The sequence below is a fragment of the Stenotrophomonas genospecies 3 genome (assembly GCF_054473855.1).
This window is the reverse complement of the sequence record NZ_JBTMUR010000010.1, coordinates 38170-59042: the sequence shown is the minus strand read 5'-3', so window position 1 is coordinate 59042 and position 20873 is coordinate 38170. Positions and strand designations below refer to the sequence as shown.

At 66.8% G+C, this 20873-nt stretch carries 18 protein-coding genes; 7 read left to right on the top strand and 11 right to left on the bottom strand.

Annotated elements, in window-relative coordinates:
• Nucleotides 1–36 precede the first annotated feature (36 nt).
• The gene (sufB, locus tag ACX9OT_RS14310; RefSeq protein ID WP_043396952.1) at nt 37–1512 is read right to left on the bottom strand and encodes a Fe-S cluster assembly protein SufB; all 1476 of its coding nucleotides are present in this window, start codon (nt 1510–1512) and stop codon (nt 37–39) included.
• A 17-nt stretch (nt 1513–1529) separates the two neighbouring features.
• A complete protein-coding gene (locus ACX9OT_RS14305) occupies nt 1530–1985 on the bottom strand; it encodes an SUF system Fe-S cluster assembly regulator (RefSeq protein WP_005408436.1) in 456 nt (151 codons plus the stop codon).
• 209 nt (nt 1986–2194) lie between these two features.
• Here ACX9OT_RS14305 and ACX9OT_RS14300 point away from each other — a divergent pair, with 209 nt between their 5' ends.
• Nucleotides 2195–2662 (top strand): SET domain-containing protein, encoded by a 468-nt coding sequence (locus tag ACX9OT_RS14300; RefSeq protein WP_012479369.1) that lies wholly within the window; start codon nt 2195–2197, stop codon nt 2660–2662.
• Between the two features lie 72 nt (nt 2663–2734).
• Here the strand turns inward: ACX9OT_RS14300 and ACX9OT_RS14295 are convergent, their stop codons facing one another.
• The 4 genes from ACX9OT_RS14295 to ACX9OT_RS14280 all read right to left on the bottom strand — a co-directional run bounded on the left by ACX9OT_RS14295 (nt 2735) and on the right by ACX9OT_RS14280 (nt 4978).
• Nucleotides 2735–3331 (bottom strand): YceB family lipoprotein, encoded by a 597-nt coding sequence (locus tag ACX9OT_RS14295; protein WP_012510326.1) that lies wholly within the window; start codon nt 3329–3331, stop codon nt 2735–2737.
• An 81-nt stretch (nt 3332–3412) separates the two neighbouring features.
• Nucleotides 3413–3961 carry a hypothetical protein gene (locus tag ACX9OT_RS14290; protein ID WP_071228086.1) on the bottom strand — a complete coding sequence of 183 codons (549 nt, stop codon included), beginning with the start codon at nt 3959–3961 and terminating at the stop codon, nt 3413–3415.
• 55 nt (nt 3962–4016) lie between these two features.
• Nucleotides 4017–4325 carry a DUF3861 family protein gene (locus tag ACX9OT_RS14285; protein WP_032129232.1) on the bottom strand — a complete coding sequence of 103 codons (309 nt, stop codon included), beginning with the start codon at nt 4323–4325 and terminating at the stop codon, nt 4017–4019.
• A gap of 254 nt (nt 4326–4579) precedes the next feature.
• Nucleotides 4580–4978, bottom strand: coding sequence for an HU family DNA-binding protein (locus tag ACX9OT_RS14280; RefSeq protein WP_010483539.1), 399 nt, complete (start codon nt 4976–4978; stop codon nt 4580–4582).
• Nucleotides 4979–5349: 371 nt separating this feature from the next.
• On the opposite strand from ACX9OT_RS14280, the gene ACX9OT_RS14275 reads away from it, so the two are divergent.
• On the top strand, nt 5350–5781 hold the full coding sequence (locus ACX9OT_RS14275; protein WP_005408443.1) for an OsmC family protein: 432 nt from the start codon (nt 5350–5352) through the stop codon (nt 5779–5781).
• Nucleotides 5782–5880: 99 nt separating this feature from the next.
• On the opposite strand, the gene ACX9OT_RS14270 is transcribed toward ACX9OT_RS14275, so the two are convergent.
• Nucleotides 5881–6759: a PhzF family phenazine biosynthesis protein gene (locus ACX9OT_RS14270; protein ID WP_049462180.1), complete on the bottom strand. Its 879-nt coding sequence runs from the start codon at nt 6757–6759 to the stop codon at nt 5881–5883.
• A 131-nt stretch (nt 6760–6890) separates the two neighbouring features.
• Entirely contained in the window at nt 6891–7763 is an 873-nt protein-coding gene (locus ACX9OT_RS14265) for a PhzF family phenazine biosynthesis protein (protein ID WP_459002614.1), read from the bottom strand.
• A gap of 75 nt (nt 7764–7838) precedes the next feature.
• On the opposite strand from ACX9OT_RS14265, the gene ACX9OT_RS14260 reads away from it, so the two are divergent.
• The 3 genes from ACX9OT_RS14260 (at nt 7839) to murD (ending at nt 13252) form a co-directional block, all read left to right on the top strand.
• Nucleotides 7839–10433 (top strand): bifunctional aspartate kinase/diaminopimelate decarboxylase, encoded by a 2595-nt coding sequence (locus ACX9OT_RS14260; RefSeq protein WP_100437481.1) that lies wholly within the window; start codon nt 7839–7841, stop codon nt 10431–10433.
• 76 nt (nt 10434–10509) lie between these two features.
• Nucleotides 10510–11862 carry a UDP-N-acetyl-alpha-D-muramoyl-L-alanyl-L-glutamate epimerase gene (gene murL / locus ACX9OT_RS14255; RefSeq protein WP_154262640.1) on the top strand — a complete coding sequence of 451 codons (1353 nt, stop codon included), beginning with the start codon at nt 10510–10512 and terminating at the stop codon, nt 11860–11862.
• The gene (gene murD, locus ACX9OT_RS14250) at nt 11843–13252 is read left to right on the top strand and encodes a UDP-N-acetylmuramoyl-L-alanine--D-glutamate ligase (protein WP_049462183.1); all 1410 of its coding nucleotides are present in this window, start codon (nt 11843–11845) and stop codon (nt 13250–13252) included. Before murL ends, murD begins: the two co-directional genes overlap by 20 nt.
• Nucleotides 13253–13312: 60 nt before the next feature.
• On the opposite strand, the gene ACX9OT_RS14245 is transcribed toward murD, so the two are convergent.
• Entirely contained in the window at nt 13313–13906 is a 594-nt protein-coding gene (locus tag ACX9OT_RS14245; RefSeq protein WP_049462184.1) for an SMI1/KNR4 family protein, read from the bottom strand.
• A gap of 134 nt (nt 13907–14040) precedes the next feature.
• On the opposite strand from ACX9OT_RS14245, the gene ACX9OT_RS14240 reads away from it, so the two are divergent.
• Complete coding sequence (locus ACX9OT_RS14240) at nt 14041–14832, top strand: dienelactone hydrolase family protein (protein WP_071227633.1); 792 nt, start codon at nt 14041–14043, stop codon at nt 14830–14832.
• A 159-nt stretch (nt 14833–14991) separates the two neighbouring features.
• On the opposite strand, the gene ACX9OT_RS14235 is transcribed toward ACX9OT_RS14240, so the two are convergent.
• Nucleotides 14992–15990, bottom strand: coding sequence for a polyprenyl synthetase family protein (locus tag ACX9OT_RS14235; RefSeq protein WP_121503972.1), 999 nt, complete (start codon nt 15988–15990; stop codon nt 14992–14994).
• A gap of 214 nt (nt 15991–16204) precedes the next feature.
• Here ACX9OT_RS14235 and ACX9OT_RS14230 point away from each other — a divergent pair, with 214 nt between their 5' ends.
• The gene (locus ACX9OT_RS14230; RefSeq protein WP_459002610.1) at nt 16205–17818 is read left to right on the top strand and encodes an alpha-glucosidase family protein; all 1614 of its coding nucleotides are present in this window, start codon (nt 16205–16207) and stop codon (nt 17816–17818) included.
• A 205-nt stretch (nt 17819–18023) separates the two neighbouring features.
• Here the strand turns inward: ACX9OT_RS14230 and ACX9OT_RS14225 are convergent, their stop codons facing one another.
• Entirely contained in the window at nt 18024–20792 is a 2769-nt protein-coding gene (locus tag ACX9OT_RS14225) for a TonB-dependent receptor (RefSeq protein ID WP_459002608.1), read from the bottom strand.
• Between the last annotated feature and the right edge of the window lie 81 nt (nt 20793–20873).

The window sequence follows — 20873 nt, the reverse complement described above, 5'->3', positions numbered from 1 at the left end:
AAAGAGAATGCGTTTGCGAGGGGCAGGGGCGGGCGGTCAGCCCACCGAACCTTCCAGCGAGACTTCCAGCAGCTTCTTGGCTTCCACCGCGAACTCCATCGGCAGTTCGCGGAACACCTGCTTGCAGAAGCCGTCGACGATCATCGACACCGCGTCTTCCTGGCTGATGCCACGGGCGCGGCAGTAGAACAGCTGGTCGTCGGAAATCTTCGAGGTGGTGGCCTCGTGCTCGACGGTGGCGCCCGGGTTCTTCACCTCGATGTAGGGGAAGGTGTGCGCGCCGCACTGCTTGCCGATCAGCAGCGAATCACACTGGGTGTAGTTGCGCGCGCCATCGGCATTGCGGTCCACACGCACCAGGCCGCGGTAGGTGTTCTGGCCGCGGCCGGCGCTGATGCCCTTGCTGACGATCTTGCTCTTGGTGCGCTTGCCGACGTGGATCATCTTGGTGCCGGTGTCGGCCTGCTGGCGGTGATGGGTCAGCGCCACGGAGTGGAACTCACCGACCGAGTCGTCGCCCAGCAGCACGCAGGACGGGTACTTCCAGGTGATCGCCGAGCCGGTCTCGACCTGGGTCCAGGTGACCTTGCTGCGCGCACCACGGCATTCGGCACGCTTGGTGACGAAGTTGTAGATGCCGCCGACGCCGTTCTCGTCGCCCGGGTACCAGTTCTGCACGGTGGAGTACTTGATCTCCGCGTCTTCCAGCGCGACCAGCTCGACCACCGCAGCGTGCAGCTGGTTCTCGTCGCGCATCGGCGCGGTGCAGCCTTCCAGGTAGGACACGTAGGCCTTGTCCTCGCACACGATCAGGGTGCGCTCGAACTGGCCGGTGTGGCCGGCATTGATGCGGAAGTAGGTGCTCAGTTCCATCGGGCAGCGAACGCCTTTGGGAATGAACACGAAGCTGCCATCGGAGAACACCGCCGAGTTGAGCGCGGCGAAGTAGTTGTCGCCCACCGGCACCACGGTGCCCAGGTACTGGCGGACCAGTTCCGGGTGTTCCTTGATGGCCTCGGACATCGAGCAGAAGATGATGCCCTTCTCGGCCAGTTCCTTGCGGAACGTGGTGCCGACGGACACCGAGTCGAACACCGCGTCCACCGCCACGCCGGCCAGCTTGGCACGCTCGTGCAGCGGCACGCCCAGCTTGTCGTAGGTGTCCAGAAGTTCCTTCGGCACGTCATCCAGCGAGGCGTACTTCGGGCCCTTCGGCGCGGAGTAGTAGCTGAGCGCCTGCAGGTCGATCGGCGCGATCTCCAGCTTGGCCCAGTCCGGCATCGGCATGGTCAGGAAGTGGCGGTAGGCGTCCAGGCGCCACTGCGTCATCCACTCCGGCTCTTCCTTCTTGGCCGACAGGGCGCGGATGGTGTCCTCGTCCAGGCCCGGCGGCAGGGAGTCCGATTCGATCTCGGTGATGAAGCCGGCCGAATACTTGCGGCCGAGCTGCTCGTGGATCTCGCGGTTGGGGGTGTCGTCGTGGGCGACGTTTTCGATGGTTTCGGTGGCCATGGGGGGCTGCCTACGGATCAGGAGACGACGTCGACAGCGATGGTGCGGCGCTGTTCGTCATCGGCAAGGGGGAGAGGGGGCAGGATCTGCGCAAGGGTGACATCGCGCAGGGCCTCGGAAACCACGTCGTTGATCAGCCGCCAGCTGCTGCGCGCGCCGCACTTGGGCGCCATGCCGCACTGGTGGTGGTCGTGGCTGCATTCGGTCAGGGCCAGTGGCCCTTCCATCGCTTCGACCACTTCGAACAGCGAGATCTCGATGGCCGGGCGGGTCAGGCGGTAGCCGCCACGCACGCCGCGCAGGCCTTCAACCAGGCCGGCCTGGGCCAGCGGCTTGAGCACCTTGCTGACGGTGGGCGGCTCCAGACCGGTGAATTCGGCCAGCTCGGTGGCACTGAGCACCTCGCCCGGACGGGCGGCGAGCACGGTCAGCACGACGGTGGCGTAATCGGTGAGTTTGGTGACGCGCAACATGGGGATGCGAGTGGTTCTTAAAGCGGACTGAAATTGTACGCTTTTATTCGCCGCCATCCAACCCGGGCATTCAGCCGGCGCTGGGGCCGGGTCGGGAGGACACACCGGGGCCGTTGCCAAGGCGCAATGCTGCGCCAACGGGGTGATTTTCGCAATCACCCGGAATGCGCGAGAATCCCTGTTCCATTCGCTGCAAACAGCCCGTGCCGATGCCGAAGAAGATCCAAGCCCGCAAGTCCGCCATCCATGGCAACGGCGTGTTCGCCGTGGCCCCGATCAAGCAGGGCGAGCGCGTGATCCAGTACAAGGGCCTGCTGCGCAGCCACGGCGACGTTGATGCCGATGACAGCGGCGACGTCGAAAGTGGTCATACCTTCCTGTTCACCCTCAACGACGACTGGGTGATCGATGCCAACTACAAGGGCAATGACGCGCGCTGGATCAACCACAGCTGCGACCCGAACTGCGAGGCGGTGATCGAGGAAGACGAGGACGGCGACAGCCGCGGCGACAAGGTGTTCATCGAGGCGCTGCGTGACATCAAGGCCGGCGAAGAGTTGACCTACAACTACGGCATCACCCTGGCTGAGCGCCACACCGCCAAGCTGAAGAAGATCTGGGAGTGCCGCTGCGGCTCGCCCAAGTGCACCGGCACCATGCTGCAGCCCAAGCGCTGACCCGCAGCGGGTAGTGCCGGCCGCTGGCCGGCACACATGTGAAAAGCGTGCCGGCCAGCGGCCGGCACTACCTTACTTACCCAGCACGCCCGCCGGCACCAGGTTGCCCAGGTTCTGGTTGAAGGTGACCACCAGCTTGCCGTTCTTCACCTGCGCCGACTGCACCTGCAGCGCGCCGAGCAGGCCGGCCACGGCCGGGTCCAGCTTGTAGATCGGTTCGCGCTGGGCGTAGTCGCTCAGCCAGGCATTGAGCAGGCCGCGGGTGCGCGAATCGAGGCGACCGCCCTGGTTGGCCGGGGTGAAGTCATCCACGCTGGGCTGCTGCAGGTGGAAGCCCTGGGTCTGCGCGTCGTAGCGCAGTCCACTGCTGAGCTTCACCGTGCCCAGCTTGGCCGGGTTGCCACCGGCGGTGGCCAGTGCCACATCCATGCCCAGGTTCAACCGTTCGCCGGCCGGAAGGCTCAGCTGTGGATGGCTCATGGTCAGCGCGATCAGGCCGCCGAGGGCGTCCTGGGTGCGTGGGAAGCTGCCATCGAGGTACTGCTGCACGTCACTGGCGCCGACCGACAGTTCGCGGCCGGAGATGGAAGGGGCGGCCTGGGCGCCGATCGCAGCGGCGATCAGCACGGTGGACGCCGCGAGGCGGGTCATCAGGGAACGCAGGCGCATGGCGGTGACCGGTGGATATGAATGGACGAATCAAAGAGTAGCCGCGCCGGCTGAATCGCGCGTGCATGCCGCTGCAACGGTTCAGTCCAGCGTTGGCCGCAGTTGCGCCGACTGGATCTGCCAGGCGCGGCCATCGGCACGGGGTTGCACCCGGTACCAGCCACCGAAGCGGAAGGTGCCCTCAGGGGTCACTGCGCGGATCTGTACCGGAACCTCCAGCAGCTGCGGCGGCTGGTGACCGTCGCGCGCGATCGGTAGTTCGCTGGTCAGGCGCAGGCTGCGCACGTCCGTGAGCTGGCGCAATGCGGCATCGTCGGCGCGTCGTGCATCGCTGGGCGGGAAGGTCCACGCGGCGTCGACGGCCTTGCGATCGCGATTGAGCAGGGCCATTACATAGGCATTGAGCATTCCCGCCGGCAGCTCGGCCTCGGCCGCGACGGCGGCAAACAGGGGCTCGACATCGATGGCCTGCACGGCCGGTGCATCGCCTTCTGCGGCGGTCTGTGACTTCGTGCGGGCAGCCGCCTCGGCCGTGGCCGACGGTGTGGCATCCGCTGGATCGGATTGCGATGTCGGCCGGGAACAGGCCAGCAGCACCAGCGGTGCGAGCAGTATCAGGAACCTGCGCATGTCTGCCTCCTCCCCGAGGCGAACGGAAGGAGGCAGTGTATCGGCTGTGCCGCGATCAGCGGGAGGAGGGCAGCTGTTCCAGTGCATCCAGCGCTGGCAGCACCTGCGTGGCGATGGCGGCCAGGGCATGCCCTTCGGTGTCGGCGTGGCGCTGCACGATGTCGCGCAGCAGCTGGGTGGCGATCACCAGGGTCGCGCGCTCGTCACCGCTGATACCAGCGGTGCGCGGCGCCGCTTCCAGCAGGCGCATCAGGTCGCGGCTTGCGCGATGTTCCAGTTCGATGGTGCAGCGCCCGGTGCACTGCAACCCGTCCTTTTCGATGGGGGTCACCGAGATCCGGTAGCGGGTGGAGGGGCTGGCCATGAGGGTGTGCTCGCCGTAGCTGTGGAGGATGTGCCCACCTTAGGCAAGGCCGTGCCCGGCGGCGATGGCCGGGGCTGCACGCAGTGTTCCACCCGGTACGTTCCGGGGCCGCAACGGACCACGCCCAGCCAATGGCGACGGGCCTGTACGCGCATTCCCGGGGATGCGGCAACGCTGTGTTGCGGGCTGTGGTTGGGACAAAAAAAACGGGACGGCCAGAGCCGTCCCGTCGGAATCCGCGTTGGGGCGCGCGCTTACAGCGCGGCGTCCTTCAGCTTCTTCAGCGGACGCACCTTCAGCTTGGTGGTGGCCGGCTTGGCAGCGAACCACTGCTCTTCCTTGGTGAACGGGTTGATGCCCTTGCGCTTCGGCTTGGCCGGCACATTGACGGTGGTGATCTTCAGCAGGCCCGGCAGGGTGAAGGAGCCAGCGCCCTTCTTGTGCACCGAGGAGGCGACGGCGCTTTCAAGCGAGGCCAGCACAGCGCGGACGTCCTTGGCGATGACGCCGGAGGCTTCAGCGATGTGTGCAACCAGGCCGGACTTGGTCAGCACTTCCTTGATCGGCTTCGGAGCGGCCGGCTTGGCGGCTGCCTTCGTCGCGACTTTCTTCACTGCCTTCTTCGGGGCAGCCTTCTTAGCGGTCTTTGCCATGGTTTCCTGTTCCGTGAACGGTTGGTTGTTTGGTCGGCGCCGAACCCCGTCGGCAAGCGCAATGTAGGGCAACTCTCGGGCGCCGCCAATAGCCCGAAGCGTGGAAAGTGCATGTTTTTTCATATCCAGGCCGATTCAGTACATGGCCGGCAGTGGGGGAAGGGGGTGTGGCAGCGCGCGCGATAGCCCGCGCCCGCGCATTGGAGGAATGCGCGAAACCACTGAAAACAAGGGAAAAATGCGCGCCGGCCTGGCGAAGAAGTGACCAGTTGTCCGGTTTCCGGCGGACCTGTGGCGTGCGGCGGAGCGACGCAGGGCTAACGCCTCCCGTGCGAGGGTGACCGTTCATCACCGTCACGCAGGAGCAGCACATGGGAATCTCGCGACACGCCACCGCGCACTGGGAAGGCGATCTGAAGTCGGGCAAGGGGCAGTTGAGCACGCCGCAGAGTGGGCTGCTGGACAAGACCCGCTACGGCTTCAACAGCCGCTTCGGCGACGAAAAGGGCACCAATCCGGAAGAACTGATCGCTGCCGCGCACGCCGGCTGTTTCACCATGGCGCTGTCGGCCAAGCTCGGCGAAGCCGGCTTCACCCCGACTTCGCTGGATACCGAAGCCAAGGTCGATCTGTCGCTGGAAGGCGGCCCGCAGCTGTCGCAGATCCGGCTGAAGGTGAAGGCGGTGGTGCCGGGCATCGACGCGACGCAGTTCCGTGCGATTGCCGATGACGCCAAGCAGAACTGCCCGGTATCCAAGGCGCTGAGCGCAGTGCCGATCAGCCTGGAAGCCGAGCTGGGCTGAGCCGGCGTATCTGTAGAGCCGAGCCCATGCTCGGCTCCTCTGGCTGCCATGATCTGGCCGGAGAGCAGCCGAGCATGGGCTCGGCTCTACAGCATCCCTTTACCAATCGATGGTGCCGGTGATGACCGTCTGCACCTGGCCACCGGACCAGACTTCCCCGTCTTCATCGACGAAAAGGGTCAGGCGCGCGTCGTGGCCGACTTCGCGGCCCTGGCTGACTTCGAACGGTGCGCGACCACGGGGCAGCGCATCGCGCAGGTCCAGCCATGCGGCCAGCACCGCATTGGCGGCACCGGAGGCGGCGTCCTCGAAGCGGCGTCCATTGCCGACGAAGGCACGTACCGCCAGATCGAAGCCCTCACCGCCATCGCTGAAGGCATAGGCAAACACGCCCATGCTGTCGGTGGACTCGGCCAGTGCGGCCACCGCATCCCAGTCCGGCTGCAATGCGCGCAATGCGGCCTCATCGGCCACCTGCACCACCCACCAGCTGCGTCCGCCCTGCATCCGCGCCGGCGGCAGGGAGCCCAACGGCCAGTCCTTCAGCGCCGCCTGCAGGCGTGGATCGGTCGCCTCGGCAGTCTCGGCCAGCTGCGCGCGCGGCGTGCGGATGGCGATGCGCTGCTGCGCACCCTCACCGCTGACGCGTAGCGGCAGGGCACCGGCAATGCCGTCCTGTACCAGCACACCATCGACCGCTGCGGCCAGGCCGGCCTGCAGCACCGCATGCGCGGTGCCGACGCTGGGGTGGCCGGCAAACGGAACTTCCTTCTGCGGGCTGAACATGCGCAGCCGGTAACTGGCACCGGCGACCTGCGGCGGGAACACGAAGGTGGTTTCGGGCAGGCGCGTCCAGCGCGCGATGGCCTGCATGCTGGCGTCGTCCAGGCCCTCGGCATCGAGCACCACGGCCAGCGGATTGCCGGCGCCGGCGCGCGGGGAGAACACATCCAGCTGCAGGAAACGGCGGGTGGACATCAGGCGGCACTCCAGTAAACAGGCCGCATAGCGTAGCGCGGGGCACCAAAAAGGGGACGGAGGGAATTAAGTCGCTTTTGCCCCATGTGCCATAAGCGACTTAATTCCCTCCGTCCCCTTTTTTCCGTGGGCTACCAGCGGATGTGGCCGTCGATGACCGCCTGCACCTGGCCGCCGATCCAGACCGTGCCCTGCGCATCGACCTGCACCTGCACGCGGCCATCGCGGCCGACTTCGCGGCCCTGGCTGGCCACGTAGTGGCCCTCGCGGCCGGGCAGGGCATCGCGCTGGCGCAGCCAGGCGCCGATCAGCGCATTGGCGCTGCCGGTCACAGGGTCCTCGGGTACGGCGGCCGCATCAGCGGGGCAGAATGCGCGCACCACCCGGGTATGGTCGGTGCCGGCTTCGTCGGCGAACACGGCCAGGCCGGTGGCATCAGTGGTGAGGCTCCAGTCGGCCAGTGCGGCCATGTCCGGCACCAGGTTGCGTACGGCGGAGGCGTCGCGCAGCGGCAGCAGCCACCAGCGAGCGCCGTTGTCCCAGAGTTCGGGTACGTGCCCGCTGGCAGCCAGCGCCAGCAGCGCTTCCGGCGCTCCGTCCGCCGCTGTGTCCAGTTGCTGCGCCGGTGGGCTGGCCAGTTGGATCTGCAGTGCCTCGGCCGGGCCGCTCACCCGTACCGGCAGCAACCCCGCCGCGCATTGCTGCAGCAGAGCACCGTCGCGTGGTTGCGCCAGGCCGCAGGTCACCGCCGCCCAGGCGGCGCCGACGCTGGGGTGGCCGGCAAATGCCAGCTCGCGGGTCGGGGTGAAGATGCGGATGCGGTAGTCGGCGCCGGGCGCACTGGGGCGCAGGAAGAACACCGTCTCGGACAGGTTCAGCCAGGCGGCCAGGGCCTGCATCTGGCTGCTGGAGAGCTCGTCGGCGTCCAGGATGACGCCCAGTGGGTTGCCGGTGCCGGGGCGGGGGGCGAAGACATCGAGCTGCAGGTAACGGAGGACGGCCATCTACGGGGATATTGCGCTTAGAATCAAAGGTTCCGCCCCCGAGGGCGGCTTCCCCACATTCTACATAGCCAATCCATGTCAGCTTCCCCCCTTGTCGATCGTTGGATCGTACTGAAGTTCGGCGGCACCTCGGTGTCGCGTCGTCATCGCTGGGACACGATCGGGAAGCTGGCGAAAAAACGTGCGGAAGAGACCGGCTCGCGCGTGCTGGTGGTGGTTTCGGCGCTGTCCGGGGTCACCAACGAACTGACCGCGATCGCCGATGGCGCGCCGGACAGCCGTGATCGCGTGGCGGCGCTGGTCGAACGCCACGAGGCCTTCCTGGTTGAACTCGGCCTGGGCCGCGAGGTGCTGGCCGAGCGCCTGGCGGCGCTGCAGGGGCTGCTCGACGACGCGCGCGCGGCCACCCGGCCGCTGCAGTGGCAGGCCGAAGTGCTGGGCCAGGGCGAACTGCTGTCCTCCACCCTGGGCGCGGCTTATCTGCACGCTTCGGGCCTGGACATGGGCTGGATGGATGCCCGCCAGTGGCTGGACGCGATGCCGCCGCAGCCGAACCAGAGCGACTGGTCGCAGCGCCTGTCGGTGAACTGCCAGTGGCGTGCCGATGCGGAGTGGATGCAGCGCTTCCGCGCGCAGCCGACCCGCCTGCTGATCACCCAGGGTTTCATCTCGCGGCATGCCGATGGCGGTACCGCCATCCTCGGCCGTGGTGGCTCGGATACCTCGGCGGCGTACTTCGGCGCGCTGCTCGGCGCCAGCCGCGTGGAGATCTGGACCGACGTGCCGGGCATGTTCAGCGCCAACCCGAAGGATGTGCCGGACGCGCGCCTGCTGACCCGCCTGGACTATTACGAGGCGCAGGAAATCGCCACCACTGGCGCCAAGGTGTTGCACCCGCGCTCGATCAAGCCGTGCCGCGATGCCGGCGTGCCGATGGCCATCCTCGATACCGAGCGCCCGGAACTGCCGGGCACCAGCATCGATGGCAGCGCTGCGCCGGTGCCGGGCGTAAAGGCGATCAGCCGCCGCAACGGCATCGTGCTGGTGTCGATGGAAGGCATCGGCATGTGGCAGCAGGTCGGCTTCCTGGCCGATGTGTTCAACCTGTTCAAGAAGCATGGCCTGTCGGTGGACCTGATCGGTTCGGCCGAAACCAACGTCACCGTGTCGCTGGATCCGTCCGAGAACCTGGTCAACACCGATGTGCTGGCCGCGCTGTCGGCCGACCTGTCGCAGATCTGCAAGGTGAAGGTGATCGTGCCGTGCGCAGCGATCACCCTGGTTGGCCGCGGCATGCGTTCGCTGCTGCACAAGCTGTCGGACGTGTGGGCCACATTCGGCCGCGAGCGCGTGCACATGATCTCGCAGTCGTCCAACGACCTGAACCTGACCTTCGTCATCGACGAAGCCGATGCCGATGGCCTGCTGCCGATCCTGCACGCCGAGCTGATCGACAGCGGTGCGATGCCGGTGGAAGAGACCGAAGTGTTCGGCCCACGCTGGCGCGAGATCGCCGGCACCGTGCGCCCGCGTGGCACGCCGTGGTGGCGGGGCCAGCGGGCGCACTTGCTGCAGCTGGCCGACGCCGGTACGCCGCGCTATGTCTACCACCTGCCGACCGTGCGCGCCCGTGCCCGCGCGCTGGCCGCGATCAAGCCGATCGACCAGCGCTACTACGCGATCAAGGCCAACAGCCACCCGGCCATCCTGCAGCTGCTGGAAGCCGAGGGCTTCGGCCTTGAGTGTGTATCGCACGGCGAACTGAAGCACGTGTTCCAGCACCTGCCGGAACTGTCGCCCAAGCGCGTGCTGTTCACCCCCAGCTTCTGCCCGCGCAGCGAGTACGAAGCCGCGTTCGCGCTGGGCGTGACCGTCACCGTCGACAATGTCGAAGCGCTGCAGCGCTGGCCGGACCTGTTCCGCAACCGCGAGCTGTGGCTGCGCGTGGATCTGGGCCGTGGCGAAGGCCACCATGCCAAGGTCCGTACCGGCGGCAAGGACTCCAAGTTCGGCCTGCCGATCGCCCGCGTCGATGAGTTCGTGCGCGCGGCCACCGATCTGGGCAGCCGCGTGGTCGGCCTGCACGCGCACCTCGGCAGTGGCGTGGAAACCGCGCAGCACTGGCGTCTGATGTGCGATGAGCTGGCCGGTTTCGCCCGCCGCATCGGCAGCGTACACACCATCGATATCGGCGGTGGCCTTCCAATTCCGTACAGCGACGAAGACGAGCCGTTCGACCTGGACGCCTGGGCCGAGGGTCTGGCCGAGGTCAAGGCACTGCATCCTGCATTCCGCCTGGCGATCGAGCCGGGCCGCTACCTGGTGGCCGAATCCGGCGTGCTGCTGACCCATGTCACCCAGGTGGTGGAGAAGGACGGCGTGCGCCGTGTTGGCCTGGATGCCGGCATGAACGCACTGATGCGCCCGGCCCTGTACGACGCCTGGCACGACATCGAGAACCTCAGCCGCCAGGGCGGTTATGCCGAAGCGGCATTCGACGTGGTCGGCCCGATCTGCGAATCCAGCGATGTGTTCGGCAAGCGCCGCAAGCTGCCGGTGTCGACCGCACCGGACGACGTGATGCTGATCGCCGATGCCGGCGCCTACGGCTATTCGATGGCCAACACCTACAACCAGCGGATGCTGCCGCGCGAAGACGTGATCGAATGACCACCGCGCGCGCCCTGCACCCGCCCACCGACACGCCCCGCGCCATCGCGCGGGCCCGTGCCTGACCGGATACACCATGACTGCTTTCGACAAACACCAGGTTTCCCGCTTCCGCTTCGTCCGCTGCGAATTCGCCGCGGACACTGGCGTGGCCAAGCTGGTCTACGCCTTTGATGACGGCCCGGAGATGGTGGAAACCATCACCGTGCCGGGCGCCCCGTTCGTGCTGGACGAAGCGCGTACCGCCGCTGTGCAGCGCGCGCTGCAGCTGCTGCACCTGATCGCCGGTGTCAGCTACTACAAGGCGGGCGTGCCGGAGACGGTCAGCATCGACAGCTACGCCATCGATGCCGATACCGCTGCGCTGGTGGAGACGGTCTACCTCAATGGCCTGGGTGAATTTGCCTACCGCAACGGCCTGAACCTGCGCGGGCGCTTCCGCCTGCCGGTGCAGGGCGAGGCAGTGCAGGCGCCGGTGCTGGGCCTGCAGCCGCACGCGCTGGTGGCGATCGGTGGCGGCAAGGATTCGCTGGTCAGCATCGAAGCGCTGCGCCGTGCCGGCGTGGACGAGACGGTGACCTGGATCGGTGGCTCGCAGCTGATCCGTGCCTGCGCTGAACGCACCGGTCTGCCCACCTTGAACCTGGGCCGCGCGCTGGCGCCGGAACTGTTCGAGCTCAACCGCCAGGGCGCCTGGAACGGGCATATCCCGGTTACCGCGGTGAACTCGGCAATCATGGTGCTGGCCGCGCTGCTGCAGGGCGTGGACCAGGTGGTGTTCTCCAACGAACGTTCGGCCAGCTACGGCAGCCAGATTCCAGGCACCGGCGAAGTGAACCACCAGTGGTCCAAGGGCTGGGCGTTCGAGCAGGCGTTCGGCAGCCACGTGCAGAAGCACGTCGCTGCGGACCTGCAGTACTACTCGCTGCTGCGCCCGATGTCGGAGCTGGCGGTGGCTCGCCAGTTCGCCAAGACCGACTTCTACGACGCGCATTTCTCCAGCTGCAACCGCAACTTCCACATCCTCGGCGAGCGCCCGGTGAACCGCTGGTGCGGCGTCTGCCCGAAGTGCCATTTCGTGTTCCTGGCGCTGGCCCCGTTCATGCCCAAGACGCGCCTGGTGCGTATCTTCGGCCGCAACCTGCTGGACGATGCCGAGCAGGCCGGTGGCTTCGACGCACTGCTGGAGTTCCAGGACCACAAGCCGTTCGAGTGCGTGGGCGAAGGCCGCGAATCGCGCGCGGCGATGGCGACCCTGGCGCAGCGCCCGGAGTGGAAGGAAGACGTGCTGGTGAAGCGCTTCTGCAATGAGATCCAGCCGCAGCTGGATGCCGCCGAACTGGAACTGGCACCGCTGCTGCAGCTGCAGGGCGAGCATCGCGTTCCGGCTGCGCTGTGGGAACGGGTGCGTGAAGATTTCGAAGCTTGAAGGAAAGCGCGTTGCGCTGTGGGGCTGGGGCCGTGAGGGCCGTGCGGCATTTGCGGTGCTGCGTGAGCGCCTGCCGGCACTGCCGCTGAGCCTGTTCTGCCCGGCGGCCGAAGTGGAGTCCGCGCGTGCGGAAACACAGGGCGTGCTGGACGTGCGTGGTGAGCCGTCGGCCGAGGCGCTGGCTGCCTTCGATGTGGTGATCAAATCGCCCGGCATCAGCCCGTACCAGCCGATCGCGCTGGCCGCGGCGGCGCAGGGCACCACTTTCATCGGTGGCACCGCGCTGTGGTTTGCCGAGCATGCGGGTGCCGATGGCATCGTGCACGACACCGTGTGCGTGACCGGCACCAAGGGCAAGAGCACCACCACCGCGCTGGTCGCGCACCTGCTGCGTGCCGCCGGCCACCGCACCGGCCTGGTCGGCAACATCGGCCTGCCGCTGCTGGAAGTGCTGGATCCGCAGCCCACGCCCGAGTACTGGGCGGTGGAACTGTCCAGCTACCAGACCGGCGAAGTGGCACGCAGTGGCGCCCACCCGCAGGTGGCGGTGGTGCTGAACCTGTTCCCCGAACACCTGGACTGGCATGGCAGCGAACAACGTTACATCGAGGACAAGCTGCGGCTGGTGACTGAAGCCGCACCGCGCATCGCCGTGCTCAATGCCGCCGATCCGCATCTGGCTGCGCTGTCGCTGCCCGATAGCGAAGTGGTCTGGTTCAACCAGCCGCAGGGCTGGCATATGCGTGGTGACATCGTGCATCGCGGCGAGCAGGCCGTGTTCGATACCCGCAACACGCCGCTGCCGGGTCGCCACAACCGCGGCAACCTTTGTGCGGTACTGGCGGCGCTGGAAGCGCTGGGGCTGGACGCCGTGGCGCTGGCACCGGCGGTGCAGGATTTCCGTCCGCTGCCGAATCGCCTGCAGCGCATCGGCGCGGCCGATGGCCTGACCTACGTCAACGATTCGATCAGCACCACGCCGCATGCCAGCCTGGCCGCGCTGGAGTGCTTCGCCGGGCAGCGCATCGCGTTGCTGGTGGGCGGGCATGACCGTGGCCTGGACTGGACCGATTTCATGCAGCACATGGCGCACGACGTGCCGCCGGTGGAGATCGTGACCATGGGCAGCAACGGCCCGCGCATCCACGCGATGCTGCAGCCGCTGGCCGATGCCGGTCGCTTCGGTCTGCACGCGGCGGCGGATCTGCCCGAGGCAATGGCGCTGGCACGTGCCGCGTTGGGTTCTGAAGGCGGGGTGGTATTGCTGTCGCCGGGCGCGCCGAGCTTTGGTGCCTACCGGGATTACGTGGCGCGTGGCCGTCATTTCGCTGAGCTGGCTGGGTTTGACCCGGAGAGCATCAGCGCGATTCCCGGGCTGGGTATCGCTTGAAGGTAGTGCCGGCCGCTGGCCGGCAACCTCCGGAGAAATTCATCCACGCATGGCGTGGATCTACTGTTCGTCTTCGATGAACGCGTAGCCGCCTTCGATCAGCTGCTGCAGGTACGCATCGAAGCTGGGCGCGATCACCGCATAGCTGTCCGGATCGTGCAGGTAGCGCACCACCTGGCCGACCGCGCCGCCCGGCGCGGGATCAAAATCCAGGTACAGCATCGAGGTGCCGCCGTTGTTCATGCAGTGCGAGAAGCACAGGCGGCGGTTCATCGGCAGATCGGCGTCGATGCCCTCACCCAAGATCTCTGGCTCGTCATCCAGCCACTCTTCGTAGATCGAACGGATGCTGTCGTCCCACTGCTGCTGGTCTTCGAAGATCTGCGCAACCGAACGCAGGTAGTAGGGATAGCCGCCGTCCTCCACGTCCGAGCCGAGCACCAGCACGCAGACCTCGCCGCCGGGGTACTCACGGAAGTGGGTGCCATCCACGCGGGACAACAGTTCCAGCAGGCTGTCTGGCACCTGAGGCCACTGCGCACGCAGGCGCTGCAGGTCTTCGCCGCTGGCGCCCTGCACGTGGGCCCACTGCGGGGCATCCTCGGCAGGCAGGCGGGGGATCAGGCCAGACAGAAAGCGATCAACAAGGTTCATGCAGAAAAAAGGGGACGGAGGGGATTAAGTCGTATCCAACCACACCTGCGTCACGTCGCCAATGCAGAATGCGACGCGGGAGGGGCGAATACGGCTTAATCCCCTCCGTCCCCTTTTTCTTGCGGAGCAGGCGCATGAATCGTTGGCGATGCAGTGTGGCGGTGGTTCTGGGGCTGGCGGCGATGCCGGCGTGGGCGGCGATGAAGACGCAGCCGGTGGAGTGGAAGCACCAGGGCACGACTTTCAGCGGCGTGCTGGTCTATGACGACGGCGACAACGATAAGCGCCCCGGGCTGGTGATGGTGCCGAACTGGAAAGGCGTGAACGAATCGGCGGTCGAGAAGGCCAAGCAGCTGGCCGGCGATGACTATGTGGTGCTGGTGGCCGATGTCTACGGCAAGAGCGTGCGGCCGAAGACCGATGCCGAGGCCGGGCCGGTGGCGACCAAGCTCCGCAATGATCGGCCGCTGCTGCGTGCGCGTGCGCTGGAGGCGGTGAACGTGCTCAAGGCCCAGGCCGGCAAGGCACCGCTGGATGCCAGCCGGATCGGTGCGGTGGGCTTCTGTTTCGGTGGCACCACGGTGCTGGAGCTGGCCCGTGCCGGTGCGCCGCTGGCAGGGGTGGTCAGCCTGCACGGCGGGCTGGGTTCGCCGCTGCCGGCACAGGCTGGTGGCAGCCACCCGTCGGTGCTGGTGCTCAATGGCGCCGACGACACCAGCGTGACCGCCGAGGACATCGGCAGCTTCCAGAAAGAAATGGACGCGGCCAAGGTCGATTGGGAGTTCACCAACTACAGCGGCGCGGTGCACTGCTTTGCCGAGCGCGATGCCAACAGCCCGCCGGGCTGCCAGTACAACGAACGGGCGGCCAAGCGCGCCTGGAAAGCGCTGGATGAGTTCTTCGAGGAGCGCTTCGAGAAACGTTGATCCGTGCAGCGGTAGTGCCGGCCGCTGGCCGGCATTCCCGTGACATCCGCAGCATCATGAGGTTGCCGGCCAGCGGCCGGCACTACAATGCGGTAAACGCGATCGGTCGGTAGTCACCGATGTTTCCGTGCCGACCGTTGGTCGGCACACCTCAACCCATCAATGCGAGCGCTGCACCGCGTAGCGGGCCAGGCCGCGCAGGGCCGCCACGGCATCATTGTCGGCCAGGCCATCGAGCGCGCGCTCGGCGGCCTCGGCATATTCCTCGGCACGCGCGCGGCTGTAGTCCAGGCCGCCAGTAGCGCGGATCGCGGCCAGCACTTCCGGCATCGCCGAGGCGTCGCCGTCCTGCACGATGGTGCGCAGGCGTTCGCGGGTGGCGGCGTCCGAATGGGCCATGGCATGGATCAGGGGCAGCGTGGCCTTGCCCTCGGCGAGGTCGTCACCCAGGTTCTTGCCCAGCTCCTCGGCATTGGCCGAATAGTCCAGCACGTCGTCGGCAATCTGGAACGCGTAGCCCAGGTGCATGCCGTAGTCGAACAGGGCCTGCTGGGTGGCTTCATCCACGCCGCTGGCCAGCGCGCCCAGGCGGGTGCCGGCGGCGAACAGCACCGCGGTCTTGCGCTCGATCACGCGCAGGTAGGCGGCTTCGTCGGTATCCGGGTTGTGCACGTGCAGCAGCTGCAGCACTTCACCCTCGGCGATGCGGTTGGTGGCATCGGCCAGGATCTGCATCACCGACATGCGCTCCAGCTCGACCATCAGCTGGAAGCTGCGTGAGTACAGGAAGTCGCCGACCAGCACGCTGGGCGCGTTGCCCCACAGCGCGTTGGCGGTGCTGCGGCCACGGCGCAGGCTGGATTCGTCCACCACGTCGTCGTGCAGCAGGGTGGAGGTGTGGATGAACTCGATGATCGCCGCCAACTGGTGGTGGTCCGGACCGGCCTGGCCGACCGCATGGCCGGCAAGCATCACCAGCATCGGGCGCAGGCGCTTGCCGCCGGCGGAAATGATGTGGTCGGCGATCTGGTTGATCAGCACGACGTCCGAGGACAGGCGGCGCCGGATCAGGGCGTCGACGGCGGCCATGTCGGCCGCGGCAAGCGACTGGATCTGGGGCAGGCCCAGGGCGGGACGGGTGTCTTCGGTGATGGTCATGCGATCAGGCTTTCAGGCTCATCGCTGATTATAGGCGTTGCCTGTGAATTCGGGCGCAAACCGGGCAGGCCGGCGTCCGCGGCCCGGCCACGGATGCCGCCTGCGTGAATACGTATGCAGGTTGCGCCATGCCCGTGAGGCCACCGCTAAGCTTGCGGCATCAGGATTTCGGCCCGCTCCCGGCGGGTCCCGCACGCCCGGAGGGGGGCTGTCGATGTCGCACTATCCATGGTGGCGCGGAGCCGTCATCTACCAGATCTACCCGCGCAGTTTCCTTGACGCCAACGGCGACGGGGTAGGCGACCTGCCGGGCATCATCCAGCGCCTGGACCACATCGCAACGCTGGGCGTGGACGCGATCTGGATCTCGCCGTTCTTCAAATCGCCGATGGCCGACTTCGGCTACGACATCGCCGACTACCGCGACGTCGACCCGCTGTTCGGCAGCCTGGACGACTTCGACCGCCTGCTGGCCAAGGCGCACGGTCTGGGCCTGAAGGTGATGATCGACCAGGTGCTGAGCCATACCTCGATCGAGCACGCCTGGTTCCGCGAGAGCCGCCAGGACCGGACCAACCCCAAGGCCGACTGGTACGTATGGGCGGACCCGCGCGAGGACGGCACGCCGCCCAACAACTGGCTGTCGCTGTTCGGCGGCGGCGCCTGGCAGTGGGAGCCGCGCCGAGAGCAGTACTACCTGCACAACTTCCTGGTGGACCAGCCGGACCTGAACTTCCATCACCCGGACGTGCAGCAGGCCACCCTGGACAACGTGCGCTTCTGGCTGGACCGCGGCGTGGATGGCTTCCGCCTGGATGCGATCAACTTCTGCTTCCATGATGCGCGCCTGCGTGACAACCCGGCCAAGCCCGCCGACAAGCGGGTGGGGCGCGGCTTCAGCCCGGACAACCCGTACGCCTACCAGTACCACTACTACAACAACACCCAGCCGGAGAACCTGCCGTTCCTGGAGCGCCTGCGCGCGCTGCTGGACGAGTACCCGGGGGCGGTCAGCCTGGGCGAGATATCTTCGGAGGACTCGCTGGCCACCACCGCCGAGTACACCTGCGATGGCCGCCTGCACATGGGCTACAGCTTCGAGCTGCTGGTGGACGACTACAGCGCGGCCTACATCCGCGATACGGTTTCGCGGCTGGAAGCGGCGATGACCGAAGGCTGGCCGTGCTGGGCAGTTTCGAATCACGACGTGGAGCGGGCGGTCAGCCGCTGGGGCGGCCACCCGGCTGACCCGCGCCTGGCGAGGATGCTGGTGGCGATGCTGTGCTCGCTGCGCGGCTCGGTCTGCCTGTACCAGGGCGAGGAACTGGGCCTGGCCGAGGCCGAGGTGCCGTTCGAGGCCCTGCAGGACCCCTATGGCATTACCTTCTGGCCCAACTTCAAGGGCCGCGATGGCTGCCGGACCCCACTGCCGTGGACCGACGCGCCGCTGGCCGGTTTCACCGCCGGCCAGCCGTGGCTGCCGATCCCGCCCGAGCACCGCGCCGCGGCCGTGGCGGTGCAGGAGCGCGACCCGGACTCGGTCCTGGCTGCGTTCCGCGGGTTCCTGGCCTGGCGGCATAGCCAGCCGGCACTCCTGCATGGCAGCATCCGATTCATCGAAAGCGCCGAGCCAGTGCTGCTGTTCGAGCGTATGCTTGCAGATGAAACCCTCCTGCTGGCCTTCAACCTGTCGGCCGAGGCGGTGAGCCATCCGCTGCCGCCGGGCAACTGGCAGCAGGTGGCGGTGCCAGGCCCGGATGCGGGCACGGTGCAGGGCAATGAACTCCAGCTGCCGCCGCGCGCGGTGTATTGCGCCCGACGCAGCTGACCGTTTTCTCCGGTGGCGGTACTTGCGGGGACGGGGCCGAAGCGCCCCGTCCCTTTTTTGTGGGTGGGATGCCGGTGAAGGGCATTCGCGCAAAAGAAAGCCCGCTGCCTGCGCAGCGGGTTTCCGGTCCTGCTCCCTGTTTTCTGTTGCCGGCCAGCGGCCGGCACTACCGGGTCCGGGTTGCCGGGCGCGGCCCGGCGCTACCTCAGAACTTGTAGTTCACGCCCAGCATGTAGGTGCGGCCCCACTCGATGTACTCCAGCGGGCGGTCCTTGCTGCCGGCGTAGGTGCGGTACGGCTCGTTGGTCAGGTTGCTGCCCTGCAGCAGCAGGGTCAGCCCGCGCAGGCTGCTGCTGTCGCTGAAGGTGTAGCTGACCTGTGCATCGGTCACGTTCTCGCCCACCACGTAGCGCAGCGTGCGATTGCCGTTGAAGTTGCCGATCTCACCGATGAAGTCCGAACGGCGGCGCTGGCTCACACGTGCTTCAAAGCCGCTGCGCTCGTAGTAGGCGGTGAAGTTGTACACGCGCTTGGACAGTCCCGGCAGGCTGATCGGGTCGGTGCCCACACTGGAGGCGCTCTCCGGATCCAGGATGGTGATGTCGCTCTTGTTGAAGGTCGCGCTGGCCTGCACGCCGAAGCCGCGCAGGCTGTCGGTCAGCATCTCCAGCGGGAACGACCCGGTCAGCTCCAGCCCCTTCAACGTGCCGCCCTTGCCGTTCTGCGGCGTGGAGAAGGTGCCGGTGGTCAGCACCGGTGCGGTCATGCCCGGCGGTGGCACGTAGTTGCCGAGCAGGCCGCTGAAGTCGTAGTTGTCCACCGACTGCGTGTAGACGTAGCTCTTCAGGTCCTTGTAGAAGATCGCCGCAGCCACGTAGGCCTTCTCGCCGAAGTACTTCTCATAGGACAGATCCAGCGCGGTGGCGCGCCACGGATCCAGCAGCGGATTGCCACCGCTGCCACCGGGGCGGCCGTTGTTGGTATCCACGCCGAATTCCAGGCCGGCACGCATCTGGTCCACGCGCGGGCGCGCGACCTGCTTGGCGGCGGCGAAGCGCAGCGTCTGCTGGTGCGGGAACATGAACACCAGGTTCAAGCTCGGCAGCCAATCCTTGTAGGTCCTGCCGGCAGAGAAGGGCTGGATGTTGCTGCCCGCCGGCTGCGAGCTGTCCCAGTAGCGCGAGTCCGAGCTCTGGTCGGTGTGCTGCATCTGCACGCCGATGTTGCCGCGCACGCCGACCACGCCGATGTCGGTGTTGATGTTCAGGCGTGCCCACGCCGTGGTGATCTTCTCCTCGACCGTCCAGGATTTCGGAATCAGGTAGTCCAGGTTGTCGACCGGGTTGAAGGTCATGTAACGACCGACGGCTGCCGGCACATTCCACGACGGGATGTAGCCGATGCCGGCGAAACCGAGGTTGACCGGGCGGTACTGCAGGTCCGGTGCGATGGTGGATTCGCCTTGGGAGCCGAGCAGGATGTTGCCTTCGGCCTGGGCCTTCTGCTTGCGACGGTCGGCATAGTTCACGCCCACGTCCACATCCGAGAACCAGCTGGACATCGCCTCGGGAACCGGCAGCGTCGCCGCCAGCTTGGCGCCCTTCAAGCGGTCTTCGACCTCTGGCACCTTGCCGTAGCCGGAACCATAGATCGTGTTGGTCAGGAACAGGCTGTCCGGATTGGAATAGTCGCGCCCCGGCGTGATCTGCGAGAAGCTGTTGTTGTTCACCACCAGCCCGATCGTGTCGAACTGCGGGCGCGGCACCAGCTGCAGGTTGTTTTCCAGGTTGATCTCGCGGCGGGTTGCCTTCGAATAGTTCAGGTCGGCGACCAGCTTCACGCCACCGACGTTGAACTCGTTGTTCCAGCCGAACGCATCGATCTTGTCCTTGCGCTTGTTGTACATGCCGCGCACCAGCGGGTACGCATTGTTGATCGTGCCACCGGTGAAGCTGCCATCGGCATTGCGGCCGACATTGCTGAACACCGGCAGGATCGCGTTGGGATTGTTGCTGTCCTCGCCGTTGCCGCTGAGGCTCAGCTCGAACTGGTTGGCGGTGTCGATCTGCTCGGCTTCGGTGTGGAACGCATCGAAGGTGCTGGTCCAGCTGTTGCTGGGGCGGAACTGGATCGTTGCCATCACGCCGTCGCGCTTGTTGTTGCCGGTGCGGCGCAGGGCCTTGATGCCATCGGTGAAGTAGGTGCCAGGTGCGATTCCGCGACGCTCGCCCTTGTCGGTGTGTTCGGTGGTCCAGGGCTCGTACAGGCCGACCTGGTTCTCCTGGATCGGCATGTCGCTGTGCGCATAACCAATGGCGATGCCCAGGGTGTTGTCGAAGAACTGGTCGATGTAGCTGGCGCTGAAACGGTTGCCATACGGGTCGATGTTGGCAGCGCGGCCCAAGGAGCTCTTCTGGTAGCGGCCGCTGACCGCGATCACCCGCTCGCCGAAGCTGAGCGGGCGTGCGGTCTGCATGTCGATGGTGCCCGACAGGCCCTGGCCGACCAGCGCCGCGTCCGGGGTCTTGTACACGGTCACGCCGTTGACCAGCTCGGACGGGTACTGGTCGAATTCGACGCCGCGGTTGTCGCCGGTGCTGACCACTTCACGGCCATTGAGCAGGGTGGTGGCGAAGTCGGGCGACAGGCCACGCACACTGATCACCTGCGCACGGCCGGCCACGCGCTGGGCAGCCAGGCCGGGCAGGCGCGAGATGGATTCGGCGATGCTGACGTCGGGCAGTTTGCCGATGTCTTCGGCGGAGATCGCTTCGACCACCGAGGTGGCGTCCTGCTTGATCGCGATCGCATTCTCGATGCCGCGGCGGATGCCGGTGACCTGCACCGTATCCAGATTGGTCGCGGCAGTGGCGGCCGGCGTCGTGGTGCTCTGCGTGGACTGTGCCGACGCCAGCGTCGGCGCCAGGACAACGGCCAGCGCGATGCTCAGCGCGCTGCGCTTGTGGTTCAACATTTTCCCCTCCCAGGCAATGTTGCAGATCGATTCGTGAACGTCCCGGCGTGACCGTGGACGTGCGACGCGGTGGCCGCTGTC

Excerpts from the sequence above, each read along its gene's own strand:
- ACX9OT_RS14245 (WP_049462184.1), bottom strand. The coding sequence starts at position 13,906 with ATGAACCTTGTTGATCGCTTTCTGTCTGGCCTGATCCCCCGCCTGCCT.
- ACX9OT_RS14270 (WP_049462180.1), bottom strand. The coding sequence starts at position 6,759 with ATGTCCACCCGCCGTTTCCTGCAGCTGGATGTGTTCTCCCCGCGCGCC.
- ACX9OT_RS14225 (WP_459002608.1), bottom strand. The coding sequence starts at position 20,792 with ATGTTGAACCACAAGCGCAGCGCGCTGAGCATCGCGCTGGCCGTTGTC.
- ACX9OT_RS14235 (WP_121503972.1), bottom strand. The coding sequence starts at position 15,990 with ATGACCATCACCGAAGACACCCGTCCCGCCCTGGGCCTGCCCCAGATC.
- ACX9OT_RS14275 (WP_005408443.1), top strand. The coding sequence starts at position 5,350 with ATGGGAATCTCGCGACACGCCACCGCGCACTGGGAAGGCGATCTGAAG.
- murL (WP_154262640.1), top strand. The coding sequence starts at position 10,510 with ATGACTGCTTTCGACAAACACCAGGTTTCCCGCTTCCGCTTCGTCCGC.
- ACX9OT_RS14280 (WP_010483539.1), bottom strand. The coding sequence starts at position 4,978 with ATGGCAAAGACCGCTAAGAAGGCTGCCCCGAAGAAGGCAGTGAAGAAA.
- sufB (WP_043396952.1), bottom strand. The coding sequence starts at position 1,512 with ATGGCCACCGAAACCATCGAAAACGTCGCCCACGACGACACCCCCAAC.
- ACX9OT_RS14300 (WP_012479369.1), top strand. The coding sequence starts at position 2,195 with ATGCCGAAGAAGATCCAAGCCCGCAAGTCCGCCATCCATGGCAACGGC.
- ACX9OT_RS14265 (WP_459002614.1), bottom strand. The coding sequence starts at position 7,763 with ATGGCCGTCCTCCGTTACCTGCAGCTCGATGTCTTCGCCCCCCGCCCC.
- ACX9OT_RS14285 (WP_032129232.1), bottom strand. The coding sequence starts at position 4,325 with ATGGCCAGCCCCTCCACCCGCTACCGGATCTCGGTGACCCCCATCGAA.
- ACX9OT_RS14240 (WP_071227633.1), top strand. The coding sequence starts at position 14,041 with ATGAATCGTTGGCGATGCAGTGTGGCGGTGGTTCTGGGGCTGGCGGCG.
- ACX9OT_RS14290 (WP_071228086.1), bottom strand. The coding sequence starts at position 3,961 with ATGCGCAGGTTCCTGATACTGCTCGCACCGCTGGTGCTGCTGGCCTGT.
- ACX9OT_RS14295 (WP_012510326.1), bottom strand. The coding sequence starts at position 3,331 with ATGCGCCTGCGTTCCCTGATGACCCGCCTCGCGGCGTCCACCGTGCTG.
- ACX9OT_RS14305 (WP_005408436.1), bottom strand. The coding sequence starts at position 1,985 with ATGTTGCGCGTCACCAAACTCACCGATTACGCCACCGTCGTGCTGACC.
- ACX9OT_RS14260 (WP_100437481.1), top strand. The coding sequence starts at position 7,839 with ATGTCAGCTTCCCCCCTTGTCGATCGTTGGATCGTACTGAAGTTCGGC.
- ACX9OT_RS14230 (WP_459002610.1), top strand. The coding sequence starts at position 16,205 with ATGTCGCACTATCCATGGTGGCGCGGAGCCGTCATCTACCAGATCTAC.